The following is a 22947-nucleotide window of genomic DNA, read 5'->3' as shown; positions in this document are numbered from 1 at the left end:
CCAAAGTCAACCGCTTTCACCAGAACTCAAGGACGAAGCAACCTGCCGCTAGCAGCGTCGCCGCCCTCGTTGTGGCGCCATATAGACCCCGCCAAGCGAAACTGTCAACGCAGTTTTTCAAAAAATCAGGATTTTTCTTTCCACAGGTCGAGACATCGACGCAGCGATCCGAAAGCGGCTTTCTCGCGTTTCAGACGGCGAGCCATCCCATGCGTTCGGTCACATCGTCGGCGAGCGCGCGCAGACGCCTGCCCATATGGTGCATGATATCGGGACGCGCCTCGGCAGCCATCATGGAAAGAGCGATCCCCGCGACGGGATGGTGCGGTCGATCGCAGATCGCGGCGCCTATACAGAACACGCCTTCACGCAACTGGCCATTATCGACCGAATAGCCCCTCGCCCTCACCTCCGCCAGTTCGACCTGAAGCGCATCGGGAGAGGCGACGCTTGCCGGGGTGATCGGTTGCGGCCAGTCGGACGGCATATGGCGCGCCAGTTCCTGCGGCGGCATGACCGCCAGCATGGCTTTGCCGGTCGCGGTGAAGATCGCCGGTACGCGCATTCCGATGCGGAATGTGATTCCGAGCGGGGCGGTCGAATTGCGGCACGACAGATAGATGACTTCCGGTCCTTCCAGATGCGACAGCGTCAAGGTGTAAGCGCCCAGCCCTTCCGCCCCCGCAACCGCCTCATGAAATGCATCGACGATATCACTGCCGCTCAGAAACACATTCGCCCAGCGCACCGATTGCGGCCCCATGGTAAAACTGCCATCGCCATTGAGCTTCAGCAGTTTCAGATGCACCAGCGTCTGGCACAGTCCGTGCACGCTACTCTTGGGCAAGCCGGTCTGGCGCGCGAGATCCGAAAGCTTGAGCTCCTCCATCGTGCCGCCGCCCTGCGCCGCGCGCGCGATCCGGTCCAGTATCTGCGCCGCGCGCATGACGGCGGGAACCAGTTTCCGGGAACTCTCCACCCCTGTCTCCGTTTTATTCATGACCACAGCGCACCCCCTTGGCCGATTGACTTTCATCACCCCGGCCTGTTTAATTCGATATATCGTAATGCGTTCAATATACTGAACAGTCTCTTAGCGCAAGAGGAATGGAATATCGCTATGCTCGCCTTGAAAGACGCCTCGCTGCTCAAATCGCAATGCCTCGTGAACGGTCGCTGGATCGACGCCGCCGACGGCGCAACCATCGACGTGACCAATCCAGCCGACGGCTCGGTCGTCGGCACGGTTCCCTCCCTGTCGGCCGCCACCATCAGGGAAACCATCGATGCTTCGGCAAAGGCCTTCCCCGCATGGGCGGCCAAAACCGCCAAGGAGCGCGCGGCCATCCTGCGCAAATGGTTCGAGCTGATCGTGGCCAATGCTGACGATATCGCCCTCATCATGACATCGGAACAGGGCAAGCCGCTGGCGGAAGCGCGCGGCGAGGTTCTTTATGCCGCCTCCTTCATCGAATGGTTCGCGGAAGAGGCAAAGCGCGTCTATGGCGACACCATCCCTGCCCCGCAGAACGGCCAGCGCCTGACGGTCATCCGCCAGCCGGTCGGCGTGACGGCGGCAATCACACCGTGGAATTTTCCGGCAGCGATGATCACCCGCAAGGCAGCACCTGCCCTTGCCGCCGGCTGCACCATGATCGTTCGCCCCGCCGACCTCACGCCGCTGACGGCGCTGGCGCTCGGTGTCCTGGCCGAAAAAGCCGGCATCCCAGCGGGTGTTCTCCAGATCGTGACCGGCAAGGCAACGGAAATCGGCGCTGAACTGACCGGCAGCGAAACGGTGCGTAAACTCTCCTTCACCGGTTCGACGCAGGTCGGTCGCCTGCTGATGGCGCAATGCGCGCCGACCATCAAGCGCATCTCGTTGGAACTGGGCGGCAACGCGCCCTTCATCGTGTTTGACGACGCCGATCTCGACGCGGCTGTCGAGGGCGCCATGATCTCCAAGTACCGCAATGCCGGGCAAACCTGCGTCTGCGCCAACCGCATCTATGTCCAGCGCGGCGTCTATGACAAATTCGCCGAAAAGCTTGCGGCCAAGGTCAAAGCGCTCAAGGTCGGCAACGGCACGGAACCGGGCGTGGTCATCGGCCCGATGATCGAGCCAAAGGCCATCACCAAGGTCAAGGCCCATATAGAAGACGCCGTCTCGAAGGGCGCGAAGCTCATCACCGGCGGCAAGGAACTGGGCGGGCTGTTCTTCGAACCCGGCGTGCTGACGGGCGTCACCTCCGACATGATCGTGGCCAAAGAGGAAACCTTCGGCCCTCTCGCGCCCCTCTTCGCCTTCGACACGGAAGAGGAAGTCATCGCCATGGCGAACGACACGATCTTCGGTTTGGCGGCCTACTTCTATACGGAGAATTTCAGCCGCGCGATCCGGGTCGGCGAAGGCCTCGAATATGGCATGGTCGGCCACAATACCGGCCTCATTTCCAATGAAGTCGCGCCCTTCGGCGGCGTGAAGCAATCGGGTCTTGGCCGCGAAGGCTCCAAATACGGCATCGAGGAATATCTCGAAACCAAATATATTTGCAGCGCCTACAAGCGCTGAACGATATATGAAGCAAAAGGGGATGGCGCATTGTTTGCGCCGCCTTTCTTTATTATAGACGGTGCAACCGCAACAACGGCTCTTCGCCGCCAAAATCCGGACATTCCATGCTGCGCCGCCTTTACGATTGGACGATTTCGCTTGCCGCCAGAAAATCCGCCGAATGGTGGCTTGCCATCATTGCCTTCATAGAAAGCTCGGTCTTTCTCGTGCCCGCCGACGTCCTGTTCCTGCCCATGGCGCTCGCACGGCCCGAACGCGCATGGCGCTATGCCTTCATCGCGACGGCAGCTTCGGTTCTGGGCGGCATTGCGGGCTGGTATATCGGCTATCATGCCTATGAGCAGATCGCGAAGCCGGTTCTGGAAATGTATGGTAAGCTCGACACGTTCGAGCAATTGCGCGGCACGACCAGCGCGGACACCATTTTGCTGCTGCTCATCACCTCCGGGCTGGCGCATCTTCCGCCGATCAAGGTCGTGACAATCCTGTCGGGTGCGGCGGGCGTCAATATCTGGCTGTTCATCGCCTCGGCCATCGCGGCGCGCGGCGCGCGGTTCTATTTCCTGGCATGGCTCTTGCGCCGCTATGGCGAACCGATCCGCGAATTCATCGAAAAACGCCTGGGTCTTATCGCAAGCTGCGTGGCAATTGTTCTGATCGGGCTTTTTGTGGCGGTAAAATATCTCCACGCCTGATCGTCGCCTCAAGACAGTCAAAAATTTTTGTTTGGAACCAACCAAACATTTCAACCTAAGTTCACTTCACGAGTTACGTCAGGGAAACGCATATGGCATTTGCGCTCAACAACCCGACCGGCAAAATTCAGGCATGGACTGCCGGCATCATGACGGTGGGACTTGCCGCGACCGTCGGCACCGCGCTCGGTTTCGAGCATCTTGCGGGTTTCATGCCGTGCAAGCTCTGCCTTGAGCAACGCACCCCCTATTATATCGGCGTCCCGGTGCTGGCAGCCGCATGGCTTTCCTATGGGTTGAAATGGCCGCCGATCCTGACACGCGGCCTGATCCTGATCGGCGCGCTTCTGATGACCTACGGTCTGGCGCTTGCCGTCTACCACACGGGCGTCGAGCTGAAATACTGGCCGGGACCGATCGATTGCAGCGCGGCGACGATGAAGGTCACGCTCGATGCGGGCAATCTCCTGAGCGACCTCAACGCCACGCGTCCGCCCGCATGTGACAGCGCGCCGGGTTATTTCCTCGGCCTGTCCTTTGCCGGATGGAACGTGGTCGCAAGCCTGCTCTTTGCAGCCATCGGCTACTACGGCGCTTTTGCAAAGGGTGAAAAGTAAGGGAAAAACTGCGGGGGCTAAGGCTCCAGTTCGACATCCCAATAAAGGAAATCGAGCCAGCTATCGTGGAGATGGTTGGGCGGGAAAAGACGGCCATTATTGTGCAGGTCCTGCACGGTCGGCATGACGGCTTTCTGGCGCGGCCACATATGGGCGGCAGCGGGCATCAGGCCCCCTTTGCGCAGATTGCATGGCGAGCAGGCGGCGACCACATTTTCCCACGTCGTCTCGCCGCCATGGCAACGCGGGATGACGTGATCGAAGGTCAGGTCGTGCGGCGAGCCGCAATACTGGCATTCGAAGCGGTCGCGCAGGAAGACATTGAAGCGCGTGAACGCGGGATAGCGCGGCGGCTTCACATAATCCTTCAGGCAGATCACGCTCGGAACGCGCATGGAAAACGAGGGCGAGGATACGATCTGGTCGTATTCGGCCACGATATTCACGCGTTCGAGGAACACCGCCTTGATCGCGTCCTGCCAGGACCACAGCGACAGGGGATAATAGCTGAGCGGGCGATAATCCGCATTGAGGACCAGCGCGGGCAGGCCGCTCGTCGAAACGGTCCGGGGAGAGACGGCAACATTCAAGGCGCACCTCCTTCAGGCAATTCCGGAAGAAAAGTGCGAATGGCTTTCCATGCGGAATTGCGCTCTTGAGCGGAGCGCCGCGCGTCCATGTTTCGGGCGCGGCAACGACGCTCCAGACTTCATGAGGACGGACTGCAATACGCAGACGAATCAAGCTTCTGCGAATCGAAATACCGTCATCAGCCGATGCGGATAATGTAATCCTCACGTGACAGGATTGTGAAGCGGAAACGCATTTGGAGACGGCGAAACACGCAAGATTGTCAGAGGAGCGGAGCGGCCTCGCGCCCCTTGATCGCCGCATAATAAGCCCAGAAAAGACGCGCCGCCACGCCGCGCCACGGCGCCCAGTCCTGCGCCAGCAGCCGAAGGGCCGCCGCGTCGGGCCGCGTCTCATGCGAAAAGGCATGGCCGACAGCCGTCTGCAGAGCCACATCGCCCGCCGGAAACACATCCGGGTGACCGGCGGCGAACAGCAGATAGACCTCCGCTGTCCACGGGCCGATGCCCTTTATAGCGGTCAGCGCGGCGATGGCTTCCTCGGCGGGCAGGTCGCAAAGCCCGTGCAGGTCGATGCGGTCTTCCGTCAATGCCTGGCTGACCGCCAGCAGCGTCCTTTGTTTGGGTCGCGAAAGGCCGGCCAGACGCCACGCCTCCTCGCCGCCCGCCATATAGGCTTCCGGCGTCAGCGGATCGATCGCCTGTTTCAGCCTGCCCCATATGGCGGCGGCACTTGCGGTCGAAACCTGCTGCGCGACGATGATCGAGGCAAGGCTTTCAAAACCCGGCGGCGAACGGCGCAGCGGCACGGCGTGGGAGCGGCTGCGTATATCGGCAAGCCGTTCATCGGACAGCACCAGCGCCTCAAGCCCCGCCGCAATGTCGTCCAGACTGTCTATTCGCCGCATGGTTCGGCCTTTCCTTATTCGGTCCCGCATCGTAGCAATGCAACCAGATGACATTCAACTGACTCTGGCAACCGACCCTGGCAACCGACACTGACAACCCACCATGACCCGACCTGTCTTTCGCTTCGCGCCAAGCCCCAATGGCCGACTGCATCTCGGTCACGCCTATTCCGCTCTTCTCAATGCGCGCATGGCGAAGGAAAGCGGCGGGCGTTTTCTCCTGCGTATGGAAGATATCGACACGGCGCGCTGCACGCCCGCGCTCGAACAGGGCATCTATGACGATCTCCGCTGGCTGGGGCTGACATGGGAAACGCCGGTGCGCCGCCAGTCGGAACATTTTGGCGAATATCGCAATGCGCTCACGAAACTTGCCGACAAGGGCCTCGTCTATCCGGCCTTTCTCAGCCGCGGCGAGGTACGCGAACGCATCGGACAAGCTTTGGCCAAGGGAGAGGCATGGCCATCCGACCCGGACGGAACGCCGCTTTACCCCATGGGAGAGCGGGAGTTGAGCGAAAACGAGCGGCTCGACCGTATTGTTTCTGGCGCGCCCTATGCCTGGCGGCTCGACATGGAGAAGGCGCTTGCAGCCGTGGGGGACCCCTTGTTCTGGACCGAAAGCGGCGCGGATCCAGATGGTGAGAGCCTGAATATTGCCGCCGATCCCACCCGCTGGGGCGATGTGGTGATCGCGCGCAAGGACACGCCGACCAGCTATCATCTTTCCGTCGTGGTGGACGATGCGCTGCAAGGCGTCACCCATGTCGTGCGCGGGCGCGACCTGTTTCATGCGACCTCGGTGCACCGCCTTTTGCAGAAGCTGCTCGGCCTTCCCGAGCCGAACTATCACCATCACGATCTGGTTCTCGGCGACGACGGGCTGAAACTGTCCAAAAGCCGCAAGGATACGGCGCTCGTGTCCTTGCGCGAACAGGGTTTTACGCCCGATGACATTCGCGCCAGGCTCAAGCTCTGAAATGATTTTCGCCGCTGCGTCACAAATGATGTGCCGAACGGCCAATTGACGAAACTGCGCCAAAGCGGTTCAAGGAACATATGTAACCAGCCTTGAAGAAGGCCGGGTGGAACTGTTTATTCTGAAGGAGGCCAAGCAATGAGCAATTACGTCGAGATCGAAGGTTTGCGTGTTGCCCCTGAGCTGGTGGAATTTCTGGCCGGGGAAGCCGCGCCCGGCACCGGCGTGGAGCCGGAGAAGTTCTGGAAGGGGTTTGCCGCAATCGTTCGCGATCTTGCTCCGAAAAACCGCGCCCTCCTGAAAAAGCGTGACGATCTGCAAGCCAGGATCGACGACTGGTACAAGCAGAACCGCGACAAGGGCTATTCGCAGGCCGAATACCAGCAGTTCCTGAAAGAAATCGGCTATCTCCTGCCGGAAGGCGGCGCCTTCACGGTTTCAACCGCCAATGTCGATCCGGAAATCACCCGTATTGCCGGTCCACAGCTCGTCGTCCCGGTTATGAATGCGCGCTATGCGCTCAATGCCGCCAATGCCCGTTGGGGTTCGCTCTATGACGCGCTTTATGGCACCGACGCCATTTCCGAAGCCGATGGCGCGGAAAAGGGCAAGGGCTACAATCCGAAGCGCGGCGAAAAGGTCATTGCATGGGCGAAGGCTTTCCTCGACGAAAGCACACCGCTTGCTTCCGGCACGTGGGCCGATGTTGCAGGCCTTGCCGTTAAGAGTGGTCAGCTTGAAATCGCGCTCACGAACGGTTCGGCAACCGCTCTGAAAGACGCCAGCCAGTTCAAGGGCTATAATGGCGACGAGGCCAGCCCGACCAATGTGCTGCTGGCGAAAAACAACATGCATGTCGATATCGTCGTCAATGCCGACCATCCGATCGGCAAGACCGATCCGGCGCATATTGCCGACATGGTTCTGGAATCGGCCATCAGCACGATTCAGGATTGCGAGGATTCGATTGCCGCCGTCGACGCCGAGGACAAGGTTGCGGCCTATCGCAACTGGCTCGGCCTGATGAATGGCAAGCTGGAAGACACATTCGAGAAGAACGGCAGGCAGATGACCCGCCGCCTCAATGGCGACCGGGCTTACAAGGCCGCCGACGGCTCCGACCTGACGCTGAAAGGCCGTTCGCTGATGCTGGTGCGCAATGTCGGCCACCTGATGACCAATCCGGCCATTCTGGACGCCGAAGGCAATGAAGTGCCCGAAGGCATCATGGATGCCGCCTTTACGAGCCTCATCGCGCTGCACGATATCGGCCCGAACGGTCGCCACATGAATTCGCGCGAAGGCTCGGTCTATATCGTCAAGCCGAAGATGCACGGGCCGGAAGAAGTGGCTTTCGCCAACGAGCTTTTCACCCGCACGGAAGAAATGCTCGGCATGAAGCCGAACACGCTGAAGATCGGCATCATGGACGAGGAACGCCGCACGACGGTCAACCTCAAGGAAGCCATCCGCGCCGCAAAAGATCGCGTCGTCTTCATCAATACCGGCTTCCTCGACCGCACCGGCGATGAAATCCACACCTCGATGGAAGCTGGCCCGATGATCCGCAAGGGCGACATGAAGCAGGCCGCGTGGATCGGCGCCTACGAACAGTGGAACGTCGATATCGGTCTGGAATGCGGCCTTTCAGGCCATGCGCAGATCGGCAAAGGCATGTGGGCCATGCCCGACCTGATGGCCGCGATGCTGGAGCAGAAGATAGGCCATCCCAAGGCTGGCGCCAACACCGCATGGGTGCCCTCGCCGACCGCCGCCACGCTGCACGCCACGCATTACCACCAGATCGATGTTGCAGCCGTTCAGGCGACCCTGAAAAGCCGTCCGCGCGCCAAGCTCGACGACATCCTGTCCGTGCCGGTGGCAAGCCGCCCGAACTGGACGCCGGAAGACATTCAGAAAGAGATCGACAACAATGCGCAAGGCATTCTGGGCTATGTCGTGCGCTGGGTCGATCAGGGCGTCGGTTGCTCCAAGGTTCCCGACATCAACAATGTCGGCCTGATGGAAGATCGTGCAACCCTGCGCATTTCCGCGCAGCACATCGCCAACTGGCTTTATCACGGCGTGGTTTCGGAAAATCAGGTCATGGAAACCATGCAGCGCATGGCCGCTGTGGTGGACAAACAGAATGAAGGCGATCCGCTCTACCGCCCGATGGCAGCCGATTTCGACAAGTCCATCGCCTTCCAGGCGGCCTGTGACCTGGTCTTCAAGGGTCGCGAACAGCCGAACGGCTACACCGAACCGGTCCTGCATCGCCGCCGTCTGGAGCTGAAACAGGCCTCGTGAGGTTCTCTCTCCCCCTCATCCTGAGGAGGTGTCCTGAGTGTAGCGAAGGAAACCGTCTCGAAGGGCTGAGGGGGCATGAGCGACGCGACGGCAATCGTACCACCCCGAGCCCGTCGAAGCATAAGGGAACATTGTGCGTTTTCCCTCAGCCCTTCGAGGCTTCGCTTCGCTCCGCACCTCAGGATGAGGGAAAAGAATACTCTATGCCTGGCAAATGGATGCAATATGTTGACGGCGGGAGAAATCCCGCCGTTTTCTTTTACATCGCGGATCAAGAAGACTATTTCAGTAAAAACTATCGCTCACCGACAAAGGCCCCTGAAATGCCCCTCCTGATCCGCCACGCGACGGAAGCCGACCTGCCCGCCCTACTCGCCATCTATAATGATGCGGTCGAAAACACGCTCGCCATCTGGAATGAAACGCTCGTCGATCTGGAAAACCGCCGCCAATGGCTGGAAAACCGTAACCGCGACGGCTTTCCGGTGCTGGTCGCGACCCGCGACGGCGCGGTGCTGGGCTATGCGAGCTACGGCCCCTTCCGCCCCTTCGAAGGGTTCCGGCATTCGTCCGAACTGTCGGTCTATGTGGCAAGCGACGCCCGCGGCGGCGGCATCGGCCGCGCGCTTCTGGCGGAACTTGTCGAGGAAGCGCGCACGCGAAAAGTCCATGTGCTGGTGGCTGGCATCGAGGCGGGCAACGCCGCCTCCATTGCCCTGCACCGCTCGCAGGGCTTCGAGGAATGCGGAACGCTGAAACAGGTCGGCCAGAAATTCGGGCGCTGGCTCGATCTCCTGTTCATGCAGAAGATTCTCTAAACACTATTGCCGTTCGAGAAAGAACGCCGCAGCTTATTGCCTTGCGGCGTTCTTTTTGTTTATACGACATCATTCGCAAGGACCCGGTGAAAGCCCGGGTGGCTCTTCTGGCCGCCTATCCGCCAGACAACGCAACAACATCCCCCATTTCTACAATCGGCCATGTTGATACGGGCATTCCTGTCCGTTTTATATTTGCGGAAAATTCAATGACACGTCTTGCTGCCTACCGCCGCGAGTGGTTCTCCAATATTCGCGGCGATATTCTTTCCGGCATCGTGGTAGCGCTTGCCCTCATCCCCGAAGCCATCGGCTTTTCGGTCATCGCCGGCGTCGATCCGAAAGTCGGCCTCTTCGCCTCCTTCGCCATCGCCTGTGTGTCGGCCTTCACCGGCGGACGCCCCGGCATGATCTCCGCCGCGACCGCCGCGACGGCGGTGGTGATGGTCTCGCTCGTCAAGGAACACGGCCTGCAATATCTCTTCGCGGCCACGATCCTTATGGGCATCTTGCAGATCGTCGCGGGCTTTCTGAAGCTCGGGCGCCTGATGCGTTTCGTTTCACGCTCGGTCATCACCGGCTTCGTGAACGCGCTGGCAATCCTCATTTTCATGGCGCAGCTCCCGGAACTTATCAATGTTCCCGTGCAGACCTACTGGATGATCGCGGGCGGCCTCGCCATCATCTATCTCTTCCCGCGCGTCACCAAAGCGATTCCCTCGCCTCTTGTCGCCATTGCTGTCCTGACAGCGCTTGCGTGGTCGTCCGGCATGGACCTGCGCACGGTCGGCGATCTGGGAGAACTCCCCTCCTCGCTGCCGATCTTCGCCCTGCCGCAGGTACCGCTCACGCTCGAGACGCTGGAGATCATCCTGCCCTATTCGATCACGCTCGCCGCTGTCGGCCTGCTCGAATCGCTGATGACCGCCCAGATTGTCGATGACATGACGGATACCGGCAGCAACAAGAGCCAGGAATGCATCGGTCAGGGCACGAGCAATATCGCTTCCGCCTTGGTCGGCGGCATGGGTGGCTGCGCCATGATCGGCCAGTCGGTGATCAATGTTTCTTCCGGCGGCAGGGGCCGGCTTTCGACCTTCGTCGCCGGGGCGTTCCTGCTCTTCCTGATTCTGGTTCTCGACGATCTGGTGCGCATCGTCCCGATGGCCGCTCTGGTGGCGGTCATGATCATGGTATCGATCGGCACGTTTTCCTGGCGTTCCATCCGCGACCTGCGCCGTAATCCGGCATCGTCCTCCGTCGTCATGCTGGCGACGGTGGTAACGGTTGTCTCCACCCGTGATCTCGCCATGGGTGTTCTGGTCGGCGTGCTGCTTTCTGGCGTGTTCTTCGCGGGCAAGGTCGCCAGAATGTTCCACGTGACGGAAACCGCGAATGAAGACGGCAGCGAACGCACCTATGTTGTCCGGGGCCAGATTTTCTTTGCTTCGGCACAGAGCTTCATTGCCGCTTTCGATTTCTCGACACCCGCAAGGAAGGTGACGATAGATGTCGGCCACGCGCATCTGTGGGACATCACTTCCGTCGGCGCACTCGACAAGGTCGTGTTGAAATATCGCGCCAACGGCACCGACGTCTCGGTGATCGGCTTCAACGAAGCCAGTGCCGACATGATCGACCGCTTTGCCGTCCACGATAAGGAACTCGGTGCCGCAACTCTCGCCGCACACTAAATAAAATGAGGGCCGCTTTCGCGGCCCTTATCATTAGCTCACCTGTGGAACGGCGTTCCCGGTCGGCGACCCAACCAAACCGATCTCGCCTTCTATCCTGTCAGCGCGCGCCATCAGGTAAAAGCCGAGCGCGCAGGTCAGCCCGGCGATGAACACCAGATACCAGGCATGAGCCATCGGGTTGACGGCCAGAAACGAGGTGACGATGACCGGCGTCAGCCCGCCGAAAACCGCGTAGGAAACATTATACGAGAACGACAGGCCCGAAAAACGCACCGGCGCCGGAAAGGCGCGCACCATCACATAAGGCACGGCGCCGACCATGCCGACCGAAAGCCCCATCACCGCGTAGAGCGCGAACAGGACCGGCAGGGAAACGGCGGCATAGGTGTAGAAAACGAAAGTAGCGACACCGAAGAAAATGCCAGCGCCGGCGAAGAAGCGCCCGCTGCCGATCCGGTCAACGATCGCGCCCGCCGCAACCGTGCCGAACATCAGGAACAGCGTGCCGAAACTGGTCGCCGCCAGCGATTGCAGCGGCGTATAGCCATAGAGCTTTTGCAGGAAGGTCGCGGTCATCAGCGTGGTGACGACGATGCCCGCCGACAGGATCCAGGTCAGGAGCACCGAAACGACCACGCCATGCATATGGCTGCGCAGCACGGTGCCGAGCGGCAGCTTGTCCTTCAGGAGACGGCTGTTCTTCATCTCGGTGAAGATCGGCGTTTCAGCCAGCCAGCGGCGCAGATAGACCGCAAGCAGGCCGAAGAGACCACCGATGAAGAAGGGAATGCGCCACGCATAGCCCGCCAGTTCTTCCGGCGTGAAAATCCAGTTGATGGCGGTCGCGATCAGCGACCCGATCAGGATGCCGAGGGTGAGGCCGGAACACAGGAAGCCGCAGGCCATGCCGACGCGATTGGCGGGCACATGCTCTGCCACGAAGGTCCACGCGCCCGGCACTTCACCGCCGATGGCCGCCCCCTGCAACATGCGGAAGACGATGAGCAGGACCGGCGCACCGACGCCGAAGGTCGCATAGGTCGGCAGGCAGGCCATGGCCAGCGTCGAGATCGACATCAGGAAAACCGAAAAGGCGAAGACGCGCTTGCGGCCGAACCTGTCGCCGAAATGGGCAAGCACGATGCCGCCGACCGGGCGCACGAGATAACCGGCGGCGAAAATGCCGAATGTCTGGATCAGCACCAGCCATTCGGGCATGTCCGGCGGAAAGAACAGGTGTCCGATCACGCTGGCGAAGAAGACGAAAATGATGAAATCGTAAAATTCCAGCGCGCCGCCAAGCGCCGAAAGGCCCAGCGTGCGAAAGTCCTTGCGGTTCAGTGGACGCGGGGCATTATCCTGCGCATGAATGATTGTCGAAACCATCTTGTCTTGCTTTTCTGTCATGAAAACGGGATGCGAGATGTGAAAAACGTTATTGCGCCAAACCACCCCATACTGCAAGGCTGTTGGGCCCCATTAATATGCGGTTCGATATGAGCAAAAATGCCTGATCTTATCGTCGCAAAACCTCATTGGGAGATTCAGGGGGAGATGCAAGGCTTGACTTCCGCAGCGTAAATTCTATTGTTTAGAACAATTCTAAATTATATCCATCGCCCGAATCGGGGCGGGTACAAGGATTCTGGTATTCCCACATGCTGAGCCGTTTCTTCCGCAATGACCGCCGCCCTTTCGATTCGCTTTCCGAACAGGAGATATTGGCGCTGGCCATATCGTCCGAGGAGGACGATGCGCGCATCTATCTCGCCTATGCCGACGGCCTGCGTGACGAGTTTCCGCAATCGGCGAAGATTTTCGAGGAAATGGCTGCGGAAGAGCATGGCCATCGCGACGCGCTGATCGCGCGTTTTCAGGCGCGTTTCGGCGACAATATTCCGCTGATCCGCCGCGAGCATGTCAGCGGCTATTACGACCGCAAGCCTGACTGGCTGGTGCGGCCGCTCGGCATCGACACGGTGCGCGAGGCCGCCTCGCAAATGGAAGAGCAGGCCTATCGCTTCTATATCGAAGCCGCCAAGCGCGTGACCGATGCGGAGACCCGCAAGCTTCTCGGCGATCTTGCCTTGCAGGAAAAGAAGCACGAGGCGACCGCGGAGCGGCTCGAAAACGAACTGACGCCCGATGAGGTGCAGGACGAGGAACGCGCGCTTGAGCGCAAGCAGTTCATCCTCACCTATGTCCAGCCCGGCCTTGCGGGCCTGATGGACGGCTCCGTTTCGACGCTCGCGCCGATCTTCGCTGCCGCCTTCGCCACGCAGGACACCTGGCAGACCTTTCTGGTCGGCCTTTCCGCCTCGGTGGGCGCGGGTATTTCGATGGGCTTTACCGAAGCCATCCACGATGACGGCAAATTGTCGGGCCGCGGATCGCCGGTCAAGCGCGGGCTTGCCAGCGGCATCATGACGGCGCTGGGCGGTCTCGGCCATACGCTGCCCTATCTGATCAGCGATTTCTGGAGCGCGACGATCTTCGCCGCCGTTCTGGTGTTCTTCGAGCTTTGGGCGATTGCCTTCATCCAGAACCGCTATATGGAAACGCCGTTCCTGCGCTCCGTCCTTCAGGTCGTTCTTGGCGGCGGACTGGTTCTGGCGGCAGGCATATTGATCGGCAACGCCTGACCCCGCAATTGCACTTTCACGCCCGTATGACAGCTTCCTGCGGGCGTGATACCGGTCCTTCAAAACCATCGATGGCGATGCGCCCCCGCCGCGAGACGGTGACGAAACTGTTGGCGGGGACCGCCATCCAGTTGGCCGCTTCGCCGTCGAGCGGTTCCGACACCACGCATATGCCCGACGATCCGCCGAGCGTCGCCGTATAGAGCGTCGGCGCGAAGGCGTCGGTGGCATAGCGTATCGCATAGAGCTGATTACCGTCTGAAAAGGCCGCCGTGAGCCGCAGGAAGGGCGGTACGCCGACGCGAACCGCTTCTTCCATGACGGTCGCGACCATGCGCTTCATGGCCAGAACCGGATCGCTGTCGAGCCCGAATTCCAACATCAGCAGAAAAATCAGTTCTGAATCGGTCGCGCCGTGCTTCTGCCCGTAGATCGCGTCACTCAGATGGCTTTCCAGACGGCGGCGCAGCCGGTCGAAACTGCCGATCTGGCCGTTATGCATGAAGCTCCAGCGGCCCGAAACGAAGGGGTGACAGTTGGACCGGCTGGTCAGCCCGCCGGTCGATGCGCGCACATGCGCCAGAAAAAGGCGCGAGCGTATCTGCCCCGCGAGGCTGCGCAGGTTCTGGTCCGACCAGGCGGGCAGAATATCCCGATAAAGGCCCGGCTCATCGCGATGGCCGTACCAGGCGACGCCGAATCCGTCGCCATTGGTGCGCGTCTTGGCTTCATGCGCATCGTGGCTCTGCGCCACGAGCGAATGGCAGGGAGACGATATGACGTCTTCCAGATAGGTTTCAGGTCCCAGATAGGCGGCCCAACGACACATTTTCCATCCGGCGATTACCGGCCCCGGTTATGCGTCCGCTCATAAAGCTGGCGAACGATCGTGCTCGCCGTCTTCTCGAATAAAAACGGCAAAATTGCATGGACCAGTGCAGCAAGCGCCGCTCCAAACAATTTTGCCGAGAAACGTGATGCAAAAAGCATATGCTCGAAATAGGTTTCATCGACCGATGAGGGATGGTCGGTGAAGAGGCGGGTAATACGTGCCGTCATTGAAAAACTCCCATTGTTGAGCAATTCGTTCCCGTTTATGGGTCCCGTTTATCGGGCGCAAAACGCCTTTTCTGGAAAATCATTTTAACGAAACATCGGGAGATGAAATCTCAAATTATCCTTGCATTGAGCTTTATATTGGGACAATCATCCCGTCATGAGCGCAAATATGGACGATATTGACCGTAAAATCCTTGCCGAGCTGCAAAGTGACGGCACACTGTCGGTCGATTCCCTTTCCGAAAGGGTCAATCTCTCGCGCAATGCCTGCTGGCGGCGGGTGAAGCGCATGGAGGACGGGGGCATCATCAAGGGCCGCGTCGCCCTGGTGGATGCGGAACTGGCCGGGTGCGGCCTGTCGGTCTTCATTCTGGTGCGCACGTCGAGCCACGATCCCGACTGGCTGGAGAAATTCCGCACCGCCATGGCCCGCTTTCCCGAAATCGTCGGCGTCTACCGCATGACAGGCGATCTCGATTATGTGCTGAAGGCGCGCGTATCGGACGTCAAGGCCTATGACCGGCTCTACCAGCGGCTGATCGCCAGCGTGCCGCTCTCGGACGTCTCGGCATCCTTCGTGATGGAGGAAATCAAGGAAACGACGGCTGTTCCGCTCCGAGCCTGAATAAAAAACATGACCCTGTGCCGTACTATCATTGCAAAACCGCAAATAGACGGTACACCTTTGATTGGTTTTCACGTATGAGCGTCGCCAATTTGAGCGCATCGCCGGAAGCGTGCCGGGAAAGCCGTGTATACTTCCGGGCAGGATGCGTGGTTCGGAACAATGTCTCGCAGGCCAACTGAATTCTTGCAGGAAAGGCTCCCTCATGACCGCAGCATCCTCTTGCGCACCCACACTCGGTATCGTCCGCCTGGAACATGCCGGGGATCTCGAACTCCCGTCCTATGAGACGTCCGGTTCGGCCGGCATGGACCTGCGCGCCGCCGTGGCCGAAGACCGCCAGATCGTTCTCCTGCCGGGTCGCCGCACGCTGGTGCCGACCGGCCTGATCTTCGAAATCCCCGAAGGCTTCGAGGTACAGATCCGCCCGCGCTCCGGCCTTGCCTTCAAAAGCGGCATCACCTGCCTCAACACGCCCGGCACCATCGATTCCGACTATCGCGGCGAGGTGAAGGTCCTGCTCGTCAATCTGGGTGACGACGATTTCCGCATCGAGCGCGGTATGCGCATCGCGCAGGCCGTTTTTGCGCCGGTTATCCAGCCGAAGATCGAGGAACGCGCGGAAGCGGGCGAAACGGCGCGCGGCGCGGGCGGGTTCGGCTCGACCGGCACCGCCTGAGCGACCCGAATCAAAAAGCGACATGCGCTTCCGCAAAAGCCCGGCCCTGCCGGGCTTTTTTGCATGACAAATAATTAAGATGAAATAGGGAGCAACCATACATAGATATGCTTGCAGGAACGCCTGATCGCATAGTTTGAGGGTTTGACGGTGCTTACAACTTCCGACACTTCCAAAACCGGGCAGCAAAAGGCACCGCCGCCGAAGCCTGCACAGCGAGGCGCGCGCCGCTGGTGGCTGTGGTTGCCGGTCGCCGCCGTGGTCGCGGGCGCGGGCTGGTATTTCTACGGTTCCGGCGAAGCGGGCGGGCAGAAGAGCAGTTATCTTGCCGAAACCGTCGCGCGCGGCGATATCGAAAACGCCATCACCGCCGTCGGAACGCTCAGCGCGCTGCGCAGCATCAATGTCGGCGCGCAGGTCTCCGGCCAGTTGAAGAGCGTGAAGGTCGAGGTGGGCGACGCGGTCACGCAGGGCCAGCTCATCGCCGAAATCGATCCCTCGCCTTTCGAGAAGAAGGTGGAGATCGCCAGCGCCCAGCTCGACAATCTCAAGGCGCAGCTCCTGAGCAAACAGGCGCAGCTCACGCTCAAAAAAGCCAATGCGACGCGCCAGCGTTCGCTTCTGGCCACGCGCGGCGTATCGCAGGCGACCGTCGATCAGGCCGATGCCGACCTCGCCATGGCCGATGCCGACGTGAAGGCGCTCGGCGCACAGATTCGCCAGCAGCAAGCCCAGCTTGCAAGCGACAGGGTCGATCTCGGCTACACCAAGATTTACAGTCCCATGGAAGGCACGGTCGTCGATCAGGCCGCCAAGGAAGGCGAAACGCTGAACGCGGTGCAGAGCGCGCCGACCATCGTCACCGTCGCCGATCTCAAGGTCATGACGGTGGAAGCGCAGGTCTCCGAGGCCGATATCGGCAGGCTGAAGCCCGGAATGCCGGTCTATTTCACCCTGCTCGGCCAGCCTGAAAAGCGCTTTACCGGCACGCTGCGCCAGATCAAGCCGACGCCCGCGACCGAAAACAATGTCGTGCTCTATTATGCCCTGTTCGACGTGCCGAACCCGACCGGCGAACTGATGATCAATATGAGCGCGCAGGTCTATTTCATTCTGGGCGAAGAGAAGAACGTGCTTCTGGTCCCGACCTCCGCCCTCTCCTACAAACGCGCGGGCGGCGAAGGCACGCGCGGCAAACCGCAGGCTTCCGTCAGCGTGGTCGACAAGGGCGGCTCCATCGTGGAACGCCCGGTCGAGGTCGGCGTGCGCAACCGCGTGCAGGCCGAGATCAAAAGCGGGCTGGAAGAAGGCGATCACGTCGTCGTCACCAGCGCCTCCAGCGCTTCCGAAGCCGCCGCGGGCCAGAGCGGTCGCAGGCCCCGGATGCGGCTGTTCTGATGGGTTCCGCCATGCAGGACGCGCCGCTTGTCAGGCTCACCGATATCCGCAAGACCTACCACAATGGCGATCTTGCCGTGGAGGTGCTGCACGGCATTTCGCTCGACATCGAAGCGGGCGAATTCGTCGCCATCATGGGCGCTTCCGGCTCCGGCAAGTCGACGCTGATGAATATTCTGGGCTGTCTCGACAGTCCGAGCGGCGGGCAATATCTGCTCGACGGCGAGGATGTTTCGACGCTCGATGCCGATGCGCTTGCCGCGTTGCGCCGCCGCACTTTCGGCTTCGTCTTCCAGAGCTACAATCTCATCTCCACCTCGACGGCGCAGGAAAATGTCGAAGTGCCGGCGATCTACGCGGGCCTGCCCGCAGCCGAACGCCAAGCGCGCGCCGCCGAACTGCTCAATACGCTGAAGCTGGGCGACCGGCTCGACCACCGCCCGAACCAGCTTTCCGGCGGCCAGCAACAGCGCGTTTCCATCGCCCGCGCGCTGATGAATGGCGGACGCATCATCCTTGCCGACGAACCGACCGGCGCGCTCGACAGCCAGAGCGGCGAGGACGTGATGGAACTGCTGCGCTCCATGCACGCGCAGGGCCATACGGTCATCGTCATCACCCATGCCCGCGAGGTGGCCGAACGCGCCGACCGGCTGATCGAAATCCGCGACGGACAGATACTGTCCGACACGATAAAGCGGGCCATTCCCGATGCCGGGGCTCCTCTCCGCCTCCGCCAGAATCTCGACGGCAGCTCCGCCCGCATCGCCGATGTCTCGGAAGCGGTGAAAATGGCGCTGCGCGCGCTGAAGGCCAACATCTTCCGCACCGTCCTCACCCTGCTCGGCATCATCATCGGCGTCAGCTCCGTGGTGACGATGCTCGCCATCGGCACCGGCGCGCAGAACTCCATCCTCGACCGCATCAATGCGATGGGCACCGATCTCATCCTCGTGCGCCCGGCCATGGCGGGCTTTCGCGGGTCCGGCTCGATTGCGACGCTGGTGCCGGAAGACGCCACCGCCATTCTGGAACTGCCCAATGTGCGCAGCGCCGTGCCCGAAGTCACCGGCACGGTGACGCTGCGGCGCGGCAATGTCGATTACCAGTCGCAGGCAAACGGCACCGTGCCCGCCTTTTCCGAGGCCAAGTCGTGGAAGATCGCGACCGGCGACTTCATCACCCGGCATGACATCGACAGCTACACGCCCGTCGCCGTTCTGGGCGCGACCGTCGTCAAGACGCTGTTTCCCGACGGCAGCAATCCGGTCGGCCAGTATATTCTGATCCAGAAAATCCCCTTTCAGGTGATCGGAACGCTGGAGCCGAAGGGCGCCGGTTTCGGCGGCTCGGATCAGGACGACGTGGTGGTCGTGCCGCTTTCAACCGGCAATCTGCGGCTGTTCGGCCAGAAATATGTGCGCACCATCACCGTGCAGGTGAAGGATTCCAACCTTATCAACACGACACAGGAGCAAATTCAGGCTCTCCTCGACCAGCGCCACAAGAAGCGCGACACGATGATCACCAATATGTCCTCCATCCGCGACGACGCGGCGGCGATGGGCAGCACGATGACGGTATTTCTGGGATCGGTCGCCGCCATTTCGCTTCTGGTCGGCGGCATCGGGGTCATGAACATCATGCTGGTGAGCGTGACCGAGCGCACCCGCGAAATCGGCGTGCGCATGGCGACCGGCGCGCGGCGGCGCGATATCCTGCTGCAATTCATCACCGAGGCGGTCACCGTCTCGGCCATCGGCGGTGCGTTTGGCGTCGCGCTGGGGCTTGCGGCCACCGCGATCGCGGGCTGGGCCGGGCTTCCGGTCGGCTATAGCCTCGACCCGGTCCTGCTTGCCTTTGCCTGCGCCTTCGCGACCGGCCTCATCTTCGGCTTCCTGCCCGCGCGCAAGGCTTCACGTCTTCTCCCCGCCGTGGCACTGTCATCGGAGTAGCGAATACGAACCGGAAGGCAGCGCACCGATGATTCTCCTCAAGAAGCACCTGTCCGCCGCCGCTCTGGCGTTTGCCGCGACGATAGTCCTGACGCAGCCCGGCCGCACCGAGGCGTGCAACAGCGAAACCTTTGAAAACACGGATTATATCGTCTGCGATGCCGGGGCCGGAGCAACAGGCTTGCATCTGTTCTGGAAGAATGGCGACGATGAACCATATCGCAATTTTTCAAAACTGGCCGACGCTGCCGCAAGCCGGGGCCAAAATCTGGTTTTCGCGCTCAATGCCGGAATGTATCAGCGCGATTTTTCACCGATGGGCCTTTATGTCGAAAATGGCCGCGAACTGCGCCCGGTAAACAGGACGACGCCCGCGAAGACATCCGGTCCCCTGCCGAATTTTTACAAGAAACCCAACGGCATTTTCTATCTCGGCGAATCGGGTACCGGAATCTTGCCCACCGAACGGTTCCTCGAACTGCACCCCAAAACGCGGCTTGCCACCCAGTCCGGCCCCATGCTGGTGATCCGCGACAGGATCAACCCCATTTTCATCGTCGGCTCGACCGACAGGACACGGCGCGGCGGCGTCGGGGTCTGCGAGGCCGGTGCGATCCGCTTCGCGGTCAGCGAAGATGCGGTCAATTTTCACGATTTCGCGCGGCTTTTCCGCGATCGCCTGAAATGTCCCGACGCCCTGTTTCTCGATGGCGGCGGCGGCGCGGGCCTCTATGCGCCCGACATGGGCCGGAACGATATTTCATGGCATGGCGGATATGGGCCAATGTTCGGACTTGTCGAATAGCCGATGGTTTCAAAGCAAAAGCCGATCCACCCGGACCGGCTTCGCGACTTGCTCATTTGAACAGCAGCGGCAAGGTGATAGGCATCCGCGCCTTGGCCAGCGCCGCAGGCGGTGCCGGTACGGGTGAAGCCCGGCGCGCCGCTTCCAGCGCGAGCTGATCGACCTGCGAATTGCCGGACGACCCCGCCAGGCGGGCCGAAAGCACATTGCCGGAAGGGTCGATCACGAAAGTGACCTGCACCAGCCCCTTCGCATTGCGCGATTTGCGTTGCAGGAAGCGAACATTGCGCGCCATATGCGACTGAAGCTTCGACGTCCACTTGGCAGTAGAGACACCGGCCGAGGCCGCGTTCTTGCCACGGCGGTTCGCCTTTGCCCTTGCCCCGGCATCCGCATCCATGCGCGGTGCGCTGGCCTTGCGGGTTTCCGGCGCTTTTTCGGCCTTTTTCGGCTTTGGCTTCGTGATCTTTTGCGGCTTCGGCTTTTCGACCTTCTTGGGTTCGGGCTTTGGTTCCGGTTCGGGTTCCGGCTTCATGTCGGGTTTTTCGACCGGCAGCGGAACGGCAACCTCAGGCTTCTCGGCCTCCACTACGTCCGGCACGACCTCTTCCGGCTCCTGGAGCGCCTGCGGCTCCGGCGCAGGTTCAGGCGGCGTGACCTCTTCCGGTTCGGGTGGCGTCGGCTCCTCCTGCGGCGCTTCGGCGGTTTCCGGCTGGACCTCTTCCGTCACCTGTTCTTCCACCGGCGCTTCCGGCTCCGGCGCAAGCTCCACCACCATCGCGGCCACCTGCGAACCGTCGGGCAGGTCTTCTTCCTGCGCCATGTGGATTGCATAGGCCCCGGCGGCGTGAACCGTCAGGACGAGAATGCCCGCGCCGATCCAGCGCCCCGCATCATGCCAGAAGGAATGATGGTGAATATCGGCGGAAGCCGCCTTTATCGGGGGATGCTCGGGCGGGAGGGCATTCATTGCGCGGCTCCCTGCGATGCCGGTGCAGTAGAAGGTTGTACGGCGGAAGGCTGTGCGGGCGTCGCAGTCGCGGGGGCCGTCCCGGCGGCCTCGGCGCCAACGGTTTCAAGTCCCACCAGCGCGATCTTCAGATAGCCCGCTTCGCGCAGGAGGTTCATCACGCGCATCAGTTCGCCATAACCGACATTCTTGTCGGCGCGCAGGAAAATGCGGGCCTCCCTGTTCTTTTCCGACAGGCCGTCGAGCGCAGCGCCCAGACGCTCGCGGGCAACGACATCATTGCCGACGCTGACGCTGAGGTCTTCCTTCAGCGTCACATAAAGCGGCTTGTCGGGGCGCGGCGCGGGCGCCGCCGTCGAGGCGGGCAGGTCCACCTTCACATCCACCGTGGCCAGCGGCGCCGCCACCATGAAGATGATCAGCAGCACCAGCATCACGTCGATGAAGGGCGTTACATTGATCTCGTGGTTCAGTTCGAGATCGTCGCCGCCGCCTTCGCGGATTTTACCGGCCATCGTGCTTACTCCGCTGCGTGCAGCGTGCCTTCGCGCACACCCGCCGCCCTGAAATCGAGATCGCGGCTGACGAGGCGCTCGACGCCCGCCGAGGCATCGGCCAAAAGCGCGCGATAGCCGGTGATGGAACGGGCGAACACATTGTAGATCACCACGGCGGGAATGGCCGCGACGAGGCCGATGGCCGTCGCAAGCAGGGCTTCGGCAATGCCCGGCGCCACCACGGCGAGGTTGGTGGTCTGTGCCTGGCTGATATTGATGAAGGAATTCATGATGCCCCAGACCGTCCCGAACAGGCCGACGAAAGGCGCGACTGAACCGATGGTGGCGAGAACGCCCGTGCCCTTGGAAAGCCGACGGCCCGCTTTCGCCTCGATGCGCGACAGGCGCGAGGAAACGCGCTCTTTCAGTCCCTCGCCGCCGACCCGCACCAGGGCGGGCACCGAAAGACGAACCTCGTCTTCCGCCGCGCGCACCAGTATCGCACCGGGGCCTTTCGCGTCCTCCAGCGCGCGGGCAGCTTCTGACAGCGTTGCCGAATGACCTATGATTTTCAAGGCCTTATGGGCGCGACTGCGGGCACCGGCAAGCTCCAGCGACTTGGCGACCCACACCGTCCATGTGGCGAGCGAGGCAAGCGCCAGACCGATCATGACAGCCTTCACCACCCGATCGGCAGCCATGAACATGCCCCATGGCGAAAGATCGTGCGGCAGGATCGGCCCCTTTTCGCTTGCAGCGGATGCCGGTGCGGCAGACTGCGGCTGCGCCGGTTCGGAGGCAGGGGAAGCCTGCACGACCGGAGCGCTCGCTGCCGGGGCTGGCGTCGCGGCGGCAGGCGTATTCGTCGAGGGAGATGCGTTCTGGGCAAATGCGGAAACCGCGCCCAGCAAGCCGATGCCCATCGCCGCAGCCATGAAGCCTTTTCGCCAGAAACCAGTCATTTTCTTCGCCTTTTGATTGTTCAAATCCACGCAAACCGGCTTTTTTTGGCCGCCGCGCCGGTCGTTTGAACCTTCTTAACTCCCAATAATATGATGAATCAAGTCATGTTTGAAGATTTGCGGCCATTTCACACCACTGGATTGCATCCCTGAAGTGCACACTTGT

22 protein-coding genes and 1 other annotated feature are annotated in these 22947 nt (G+C 61.1%); of the genes, 13 read left to right on the top strand and 9 right to left on the bottom strand.

Annotated elements, in window-relative coordinates; all coding sequences use genetic code 11:
* Window positions 1–190: 190 nt before the first annotated feature.
* Complete coding sequence (locus tag FHS76_RS20270) at window positions 191–1000, bottom strand: IclR family transcriptional regulator (protein ID WP_183657335.1); 810 nt, start codon at window positions 998–1000, stop codon at window positions 191–193.
* A gap of 120 nt (window positions 1001–1120) precedes the next feature.
* On the opposite strand from FHS76_RS20270, the gene FHS76_RS20265 reads away from it, so the two are divergent.
* The 3 genes from FHS76_RS20265 (at window position 1121) to FHS76_RS20255 (ending at window position 3887) form a co-directional block, all read left to right on the top strand.
* Complete coding sequence (locus tag FHS76_RS20265) at window positions 1121–2572, top strand: NAD-dependent succinate-semialdehyde dehydrogenase (protein ID WP_183657332.1); 1452 nt, start codon at window positions 1121–1123, stop codon at window positions 2570–2572.
* A gap of 107 nt (window positions 2573–2679) precedes the next feature.
* Window positions 2680–3270: a YqaA family protein gene (locus tag FHS76_RS20260; RefSeq protein ID WP_183657329.1), complete on the top strand. Its 591-nt coding sequence runs from the start codon at window positions 2680–2682 to the stop codon at window positions 3268–3270.
* Window positions 3271–3362: 92 nt separating this feature from the next.
* On the top strand, window positions 3363–3887 hold the full coding sequence (locus FHS76_RS20255) for a disulfide bond formation protein B (RefSeq protein WP_183657326.1): 525 nt from the start codon (window positions 3363–3365) through the stop codon (window positions 3885–3887).
* Window positions 3888–3904: 17 nt separating this feature from the next.
* On the opposite strand, the gene FHS76_RS20250 is transcribed toward FHS76_RS20255, so the two are convergent.
* Complete coding sequence (locus tag FHS76_RS20250) at window positions 3905–4477, bottom strand: HNH endonuclease (RefSeq protein WP_183657323.1); 573 nt, start codon at window positions 4475–4477, stop codon at window positions 3905–3907.
* 263 nt (window positions 4478–4740) lie between these two features.
* Window positions 4741–5385 carry a DNA-3-methyladenine glycosylase family protein gene (locus tag FHS76_RS20245; RefSeq protein ID WP_183657320.1) on the bottom strand — a complete coding sequence of 215 codons (645 nt, stop codon included), beginning with the start codon at window positions 5383–5385 and terminating at the stop codon, window positions 4741–4743.
* A gap of 103 nt (window positions 5386–5488) precedes the next feature.
* On the opposite strand from FHS76_RS20245, the gene gluQRS reads away from it, so the two are divergent.
* From gluQRS to FHS76_RS20225, 4 genes are all read left to right on the top strand, one after another.
* The gene (gene gluQRS / locus FHS76_RS20240; RefSeq protein ID WP_183657317.1) at window positions 5489–6364 is read left to right on the top strand and encodes a tRNA glutamyl-Q(34) synthetase GluQRS; all 876 of its coding nucleotides are present in this window, start codon (window positions 5489–5491) and stop codon (window positions 6362–6364) included.
* 138 nt (window positions 6365–6502) lie between these two features.
* Window positions 6503–8674 carry a malate synthase G gene (locus FHS76_RS20235; protein WP_183657314.1) on the top strand — a complete coding sequence of 724 codons (2172 nt, stop codon included), beginning with the start codon at window positions 6503–6505 and terminating at the stop codon, window positions 8672–8674.
* Between the two features lie 323 nt (window positions 8675–8997).
* Window positions 8998–9492, top strand: a complete 495-nt coding sequence (locus FHS76_RS20230; RefSeq protein ID WP_183657311.1) for a GNAT family N-acetyltransferase — start codon at window positions 8998–9000, stop codon at window positions 9490–9492.
* A 76-nt stretch (window positions 9493–9568) separates the two neighbouring features.
* Window positions 9569–9624: a sequence feature (sul1 is cis-regulatory element that is thought to sense ions involved in sulfur or methionine metabolism; They are found in Alphaproteobacteria), on the top strand.
* A gap of 77 nt (window positions 9625–9701) precedes the next feature.
* Entirely contained in the window at window positions 9702–11186 is a 1485-nt protein-coding gene (locus FHS76_RS20225) for a SulP family inorganic anion transporter (RefSeq protein ID WP_183657308.1), read from the top strand.
* Between the two features lie 33 nt (window positions 11187–11219).
* Here FHS76_RS20225 and FHS76_RS20220 read toward each other — a convergent pair whose 3' ends face one another.
* The gene (locus FHS76_RS20220) at window positions 11220–12575 is read right to left on the bottom strand and encodes an MFS transporter (RefSeq protein ID WP_183657338.1); all 1356 of its coding nucleotides are present in this window, start codon (window positions 12573–12575) and stop codon (window positions 11220–11222) included.
* A 272-nt stretch (window positions 12576–12847) separates the two neighbouring features.
* Between FHS76_RS20220 and mbfA the strand changes: the two genes are divergently transcribed.
* Complete coding sequence (mbfA, locus tag FHS76_RS20215; RefSeq protein ID WP_183657306.1) at window positions 12848–13831, top strand: iron exporter MbfA; 984 nt, start codon at window positions 12848–12850, stop codon at window positions 13829–13831.
* Window positions 13832–13847: 16 nt separating this feature from the next.
* Here the strand turns inward: mbfA and FHS76_RS20210 are convergent, their stop codons facing one another.
* Window positions 13848–14660, bottom strand: coding sequence for a class II glutamine amidotransferase (locus tag FHS76_RS20210; RefSeq protein ID WP_183657303.1), 813 nt, complete (start codon window positions 14658–14660; stop codon window positions 13848–13850).
* A gap of 14 nt (window positions 14661–14674) precedes the next feature.
* Entirely contained in the window at window positions 14675–14890 is a 216-nt protein-coding gene (locus FHS76_RS20205) for a DUF6356 family protein (RefSeq protein ID WP_183657300.1), read from the bottom strand.
* A gap of 157 nt (window positions 14891–15047) precedes the next feature.
* Here FHS76_RS20205 and FHS76_RS20200 point away from each other — a divergent pair, with 157 nt between their 5' ends.
* The 5 genes from FHS76_RS20200 to FHS76_RS20180 all read left to right on the top strand — a co-directional run bounded on the left by FHS76_RS20200 (window position 15048) and on the right by FHS76_RS20180 (window position 20352).
* Window positions 15048–15515: an Lrp/AsnC family transcriptional regulator gene (locus FHS76_RS20200; protein ID WP_183657297.1), complete on the top strand. Its 468-nt coding sequence runs from the start codon at window positions 15048–15050 to the stop codon at window positions 15513–15515.
* Window positions 15516–15720: 205 nt separating this feature from the next.
* Entirely contained in the window at window positions 15721–16194 is a 474-nt protein-coding gene (gene dut, locus FHS76_RS20195; RefSeq protein ID WP_183657293.1) for a dUTP diphosphatase, read from the top strand.
* Between the two features lie 150 nt (window positions 16195–16344).
* Entirely contained in the window at window positions 16345–17592 is a 1248-nt protein-coding gene (locus FHS76_RS20190; RefSeq protein WP_183657290.1) for an efflux RND transporter periplasmic adaptor subunit, read from the top strand.
* A complete protein-coding gene (locus tag FHS76_RS20185) occupies window positions 17592–19547 on the top strand; it encodes a MacB family efflux pump subunit (protein ID WP_183657287.1) in 1956 nt (651 codons plus the stop codon). The genes FHS76_RS20190 and FHS76_RS20185 overlap by 1 nt, the downstream gene beginning before the upstream one ends.
* A gap of 28 nt (window positions 19548–19575) precedes the next feature.
* The gene (locus FHS76_RS20180; RefSeq protein ID WP_183657283.1) at window positions 19576–20352 is read left to right on the top strand and encodes a phosphodiester glycosidase family protein; all 777 of its coding nucleotides are present in this window, start codon (window positions 19576–19578) and stop codon (window positions 20350–20352) included.
* Between the two features lie 52 nt (window positions 20353–20404).
* On the opposite strand, the gene FHS76_RS20175 is transcribed toward FHS76_RS20180, so the two are convergent.
* Genes FHS76_RS20175 through exbB form a run of 3 tightly spaced genes read right to left on the bottom strand, consistent with a single transcriptional unit; the run spans window position 20405 to window position 22781 of the window.
* Window positions 20405–21322, bottom strand: a complete 918-nt coding sequence (locus FHS76_RS20175) for an energy transducer TonB family protein (protein ID WP_183657266.1) — start codon at window positions 21320–21322, stop codon at window positions 20405–20407.
* Window positions 21319–21837 carry a TonB system transport protein ExbD gene (gene exbD, locus FHS76_RS20170; RefSeq protein WP_183657263.1) on the bottom strand — a complete coding sequence of 173 codons (519 nt, stop codon included), beginning with the start codon at window positions 21835–21837 and terminating at the stop codon, window positions 21319–21321. Before exbD ends, FHS76_RS20175 begins: the two co-directional genes overlap by 4 nt.
* Before the next feature lie 5 nt (window positions 21838–21842).
* Entirely contained in the window at window positions 21843–22781 is a 939-nt protein-coding gene (gene exbB / locus FHS76_RS20165; protein WP_183657260.1) for a tonB-system energizer ExbB, read from the bottom strand.
* Between the last annotated feature and the right edge of the window lie 166 nt (window positions 22782–22947).

Origin of the sequence: Brucella daejeonensis (assembly GCF_014199265.1) — a bacterium.
GTDB lineage: Bacteria > Pseudomonadota > Alphaproteobacteria > Rhizobiales > Rhizobiaceae > Brucella > Brucella daejeonensis.
The sequence above is the reverse complement of the archived record's forward strand: the minus strand, read 5'-3'. Positions and strand labels throughout refer to the sequence as shown.

What these genes read in the sequence shown, in the direction of transcription:
- FHS76_RS20270 (WP_183657335.1), bottom strand. Translation starts at nt 1,000, where the DNA reads ATGAATAAAACGGAGACAGGGGTGGAGAGTTCCCGGAAACTGGTTCCC.
- FHS76_RS20265 (WP_183657332.1), top strand. Translation starts at nt 1,121, where the DNA reads ATGCTCGCCTTGAAAGACGCCTCGCTGCTCAAATCGCAATGCCTCGTG.
- FHS76_RS20260 (WP_183657329.1), top strand. Translation starts at nt 2,680, where the DNA reads ATGCTGCGCCGCCTTTACGATTGGACGATTTCGCTTGCCGCCAGAAAA.
- FHS76_RS20255 (WP_183657326.1), top strand. Translation starts at nt 3,363, where the DNA reads ATGGCATTTGCGCTCAACAACCCGACCGGCAAAATTCAGGCATGGACT.
- FHS76_RS20245 (WP_183657320.1), bottom strand. Translation starts at nt 5,385, where the DNA reads ATGCGGCGAATAGACAGTCTGGACGACATTGCGGCGGGGCTTGAGGCG.
- gluQRS (WP_183657317.1), top strand. Translation starts at nt 5,489, where the DNA reads ATGACCCGACCTGTCTTTCGCTTCGCGCCAAGCCCCAATGGCCGACTG.
- FHS76_RS20235 (WP_183657314.1), top strand. Translation starts at nt 6,503, where the DNA reads ATGAGCAATTACGTCGAGATCGAAGGTTTGCGTGTTGCCCCTGAGCTG.
- FHS76_RS20230 (WP_183657311.1), top strand. Translation starts at nt 8,998, where the DNA reads ATGCCCCTCCTGATCCGCCACGCGACGGAAGCCGACCTGCCCGCCCTA.
- FHS76_RS20225 (WP_183657308.1), top strand. Translation starts at nt 9,702, where the DNA reads ATGACACGTCTTGCTGCCTACCGCCGCGAGTGGTTCTCCAATATTCGC.
- FHS76_RS20220 (WP_183657338.1), bottom strand. Translation starts at nt 12,575, where the DNA reads ATGGTTTCGACAATCATTCATGCGCAGGATAATGCCCCGCGTCCACTG.
- mbfA (WP_183657306.1), top strand. Translation starts at nt 12,848, where the DNA reads ATGCTGAGCCGTTTCTTCCGCAATGACCGCCGCCCTTTCGATTCGCTT.
- FHS76_RS20210 (WP_183657303.1), bottom strand. Translation starts at nt 14,660, where the DNA reads ATGTGTCGTTGGGCCGCCTATCTGGGACCTGAAACCTATCTGGAAGAC.
- FHS76_RS20205 (WP_183657300.1), bottom strand. Translation starts at nt 14,890, where the DNA reads ATGACGGCACGTATTACCCGCCTCTTCACCGACCATCCCTCATCGGTC.
- FHS76_RS20200 (WP_183657297.1), top strand. Translation starts at nt 15,048, where the DNA reads ATGAGCGCAAATATGGACGATATTGACCGTAAAATCCTTGCCGAGCTG.
- dut (WP_183657293.1), top strand. Translation starts at nt 15,721, where the DNA reads ATGACCGCAGCATCCTCTTGCGCACCCACACTCGGTATCGTCCGCCTG.
- FHS76_RS20185 (WP_183657287.1), top strand. Translation starts at nt 17,592, where the DNA reads ATGGGTTCCGCCATGCAGGACGCGCCGCTTGTCAGGCTCACCGATATC.
- FHS76_RS20180 (WP_183657283.1), top strand. Translation starts at nt 19,576, where the DNA reads ATGATTCTCCTCAAGAAGCACCTGTCCGCCGCCGCTCTGGCGTTTGCC.
- FHS76_RS20175 (WP_183657266.1), bottom strand. Translation starts at nt 21,322, where the DNA reads ATGAATGCCCTCCCGCCCGAGCATCCCCCGATAAAGGCGGCTTCCGCC.
- exbD (WP_183657263.1), bottom strand. Translation starts at nt 21,837, where the DNA reads ATGGCCGGTAAAATCCGCGAAGGCGGCGGCGACGATCTCGAACTGAAC.
- exbB (WP_183657260.1), bottom strand. Translation starts at nt 22,781, where the DNA reads ATGACTGGTTTCTGGCGAAAAGGCTTCATGGCTGCGGCGATGGGCATC.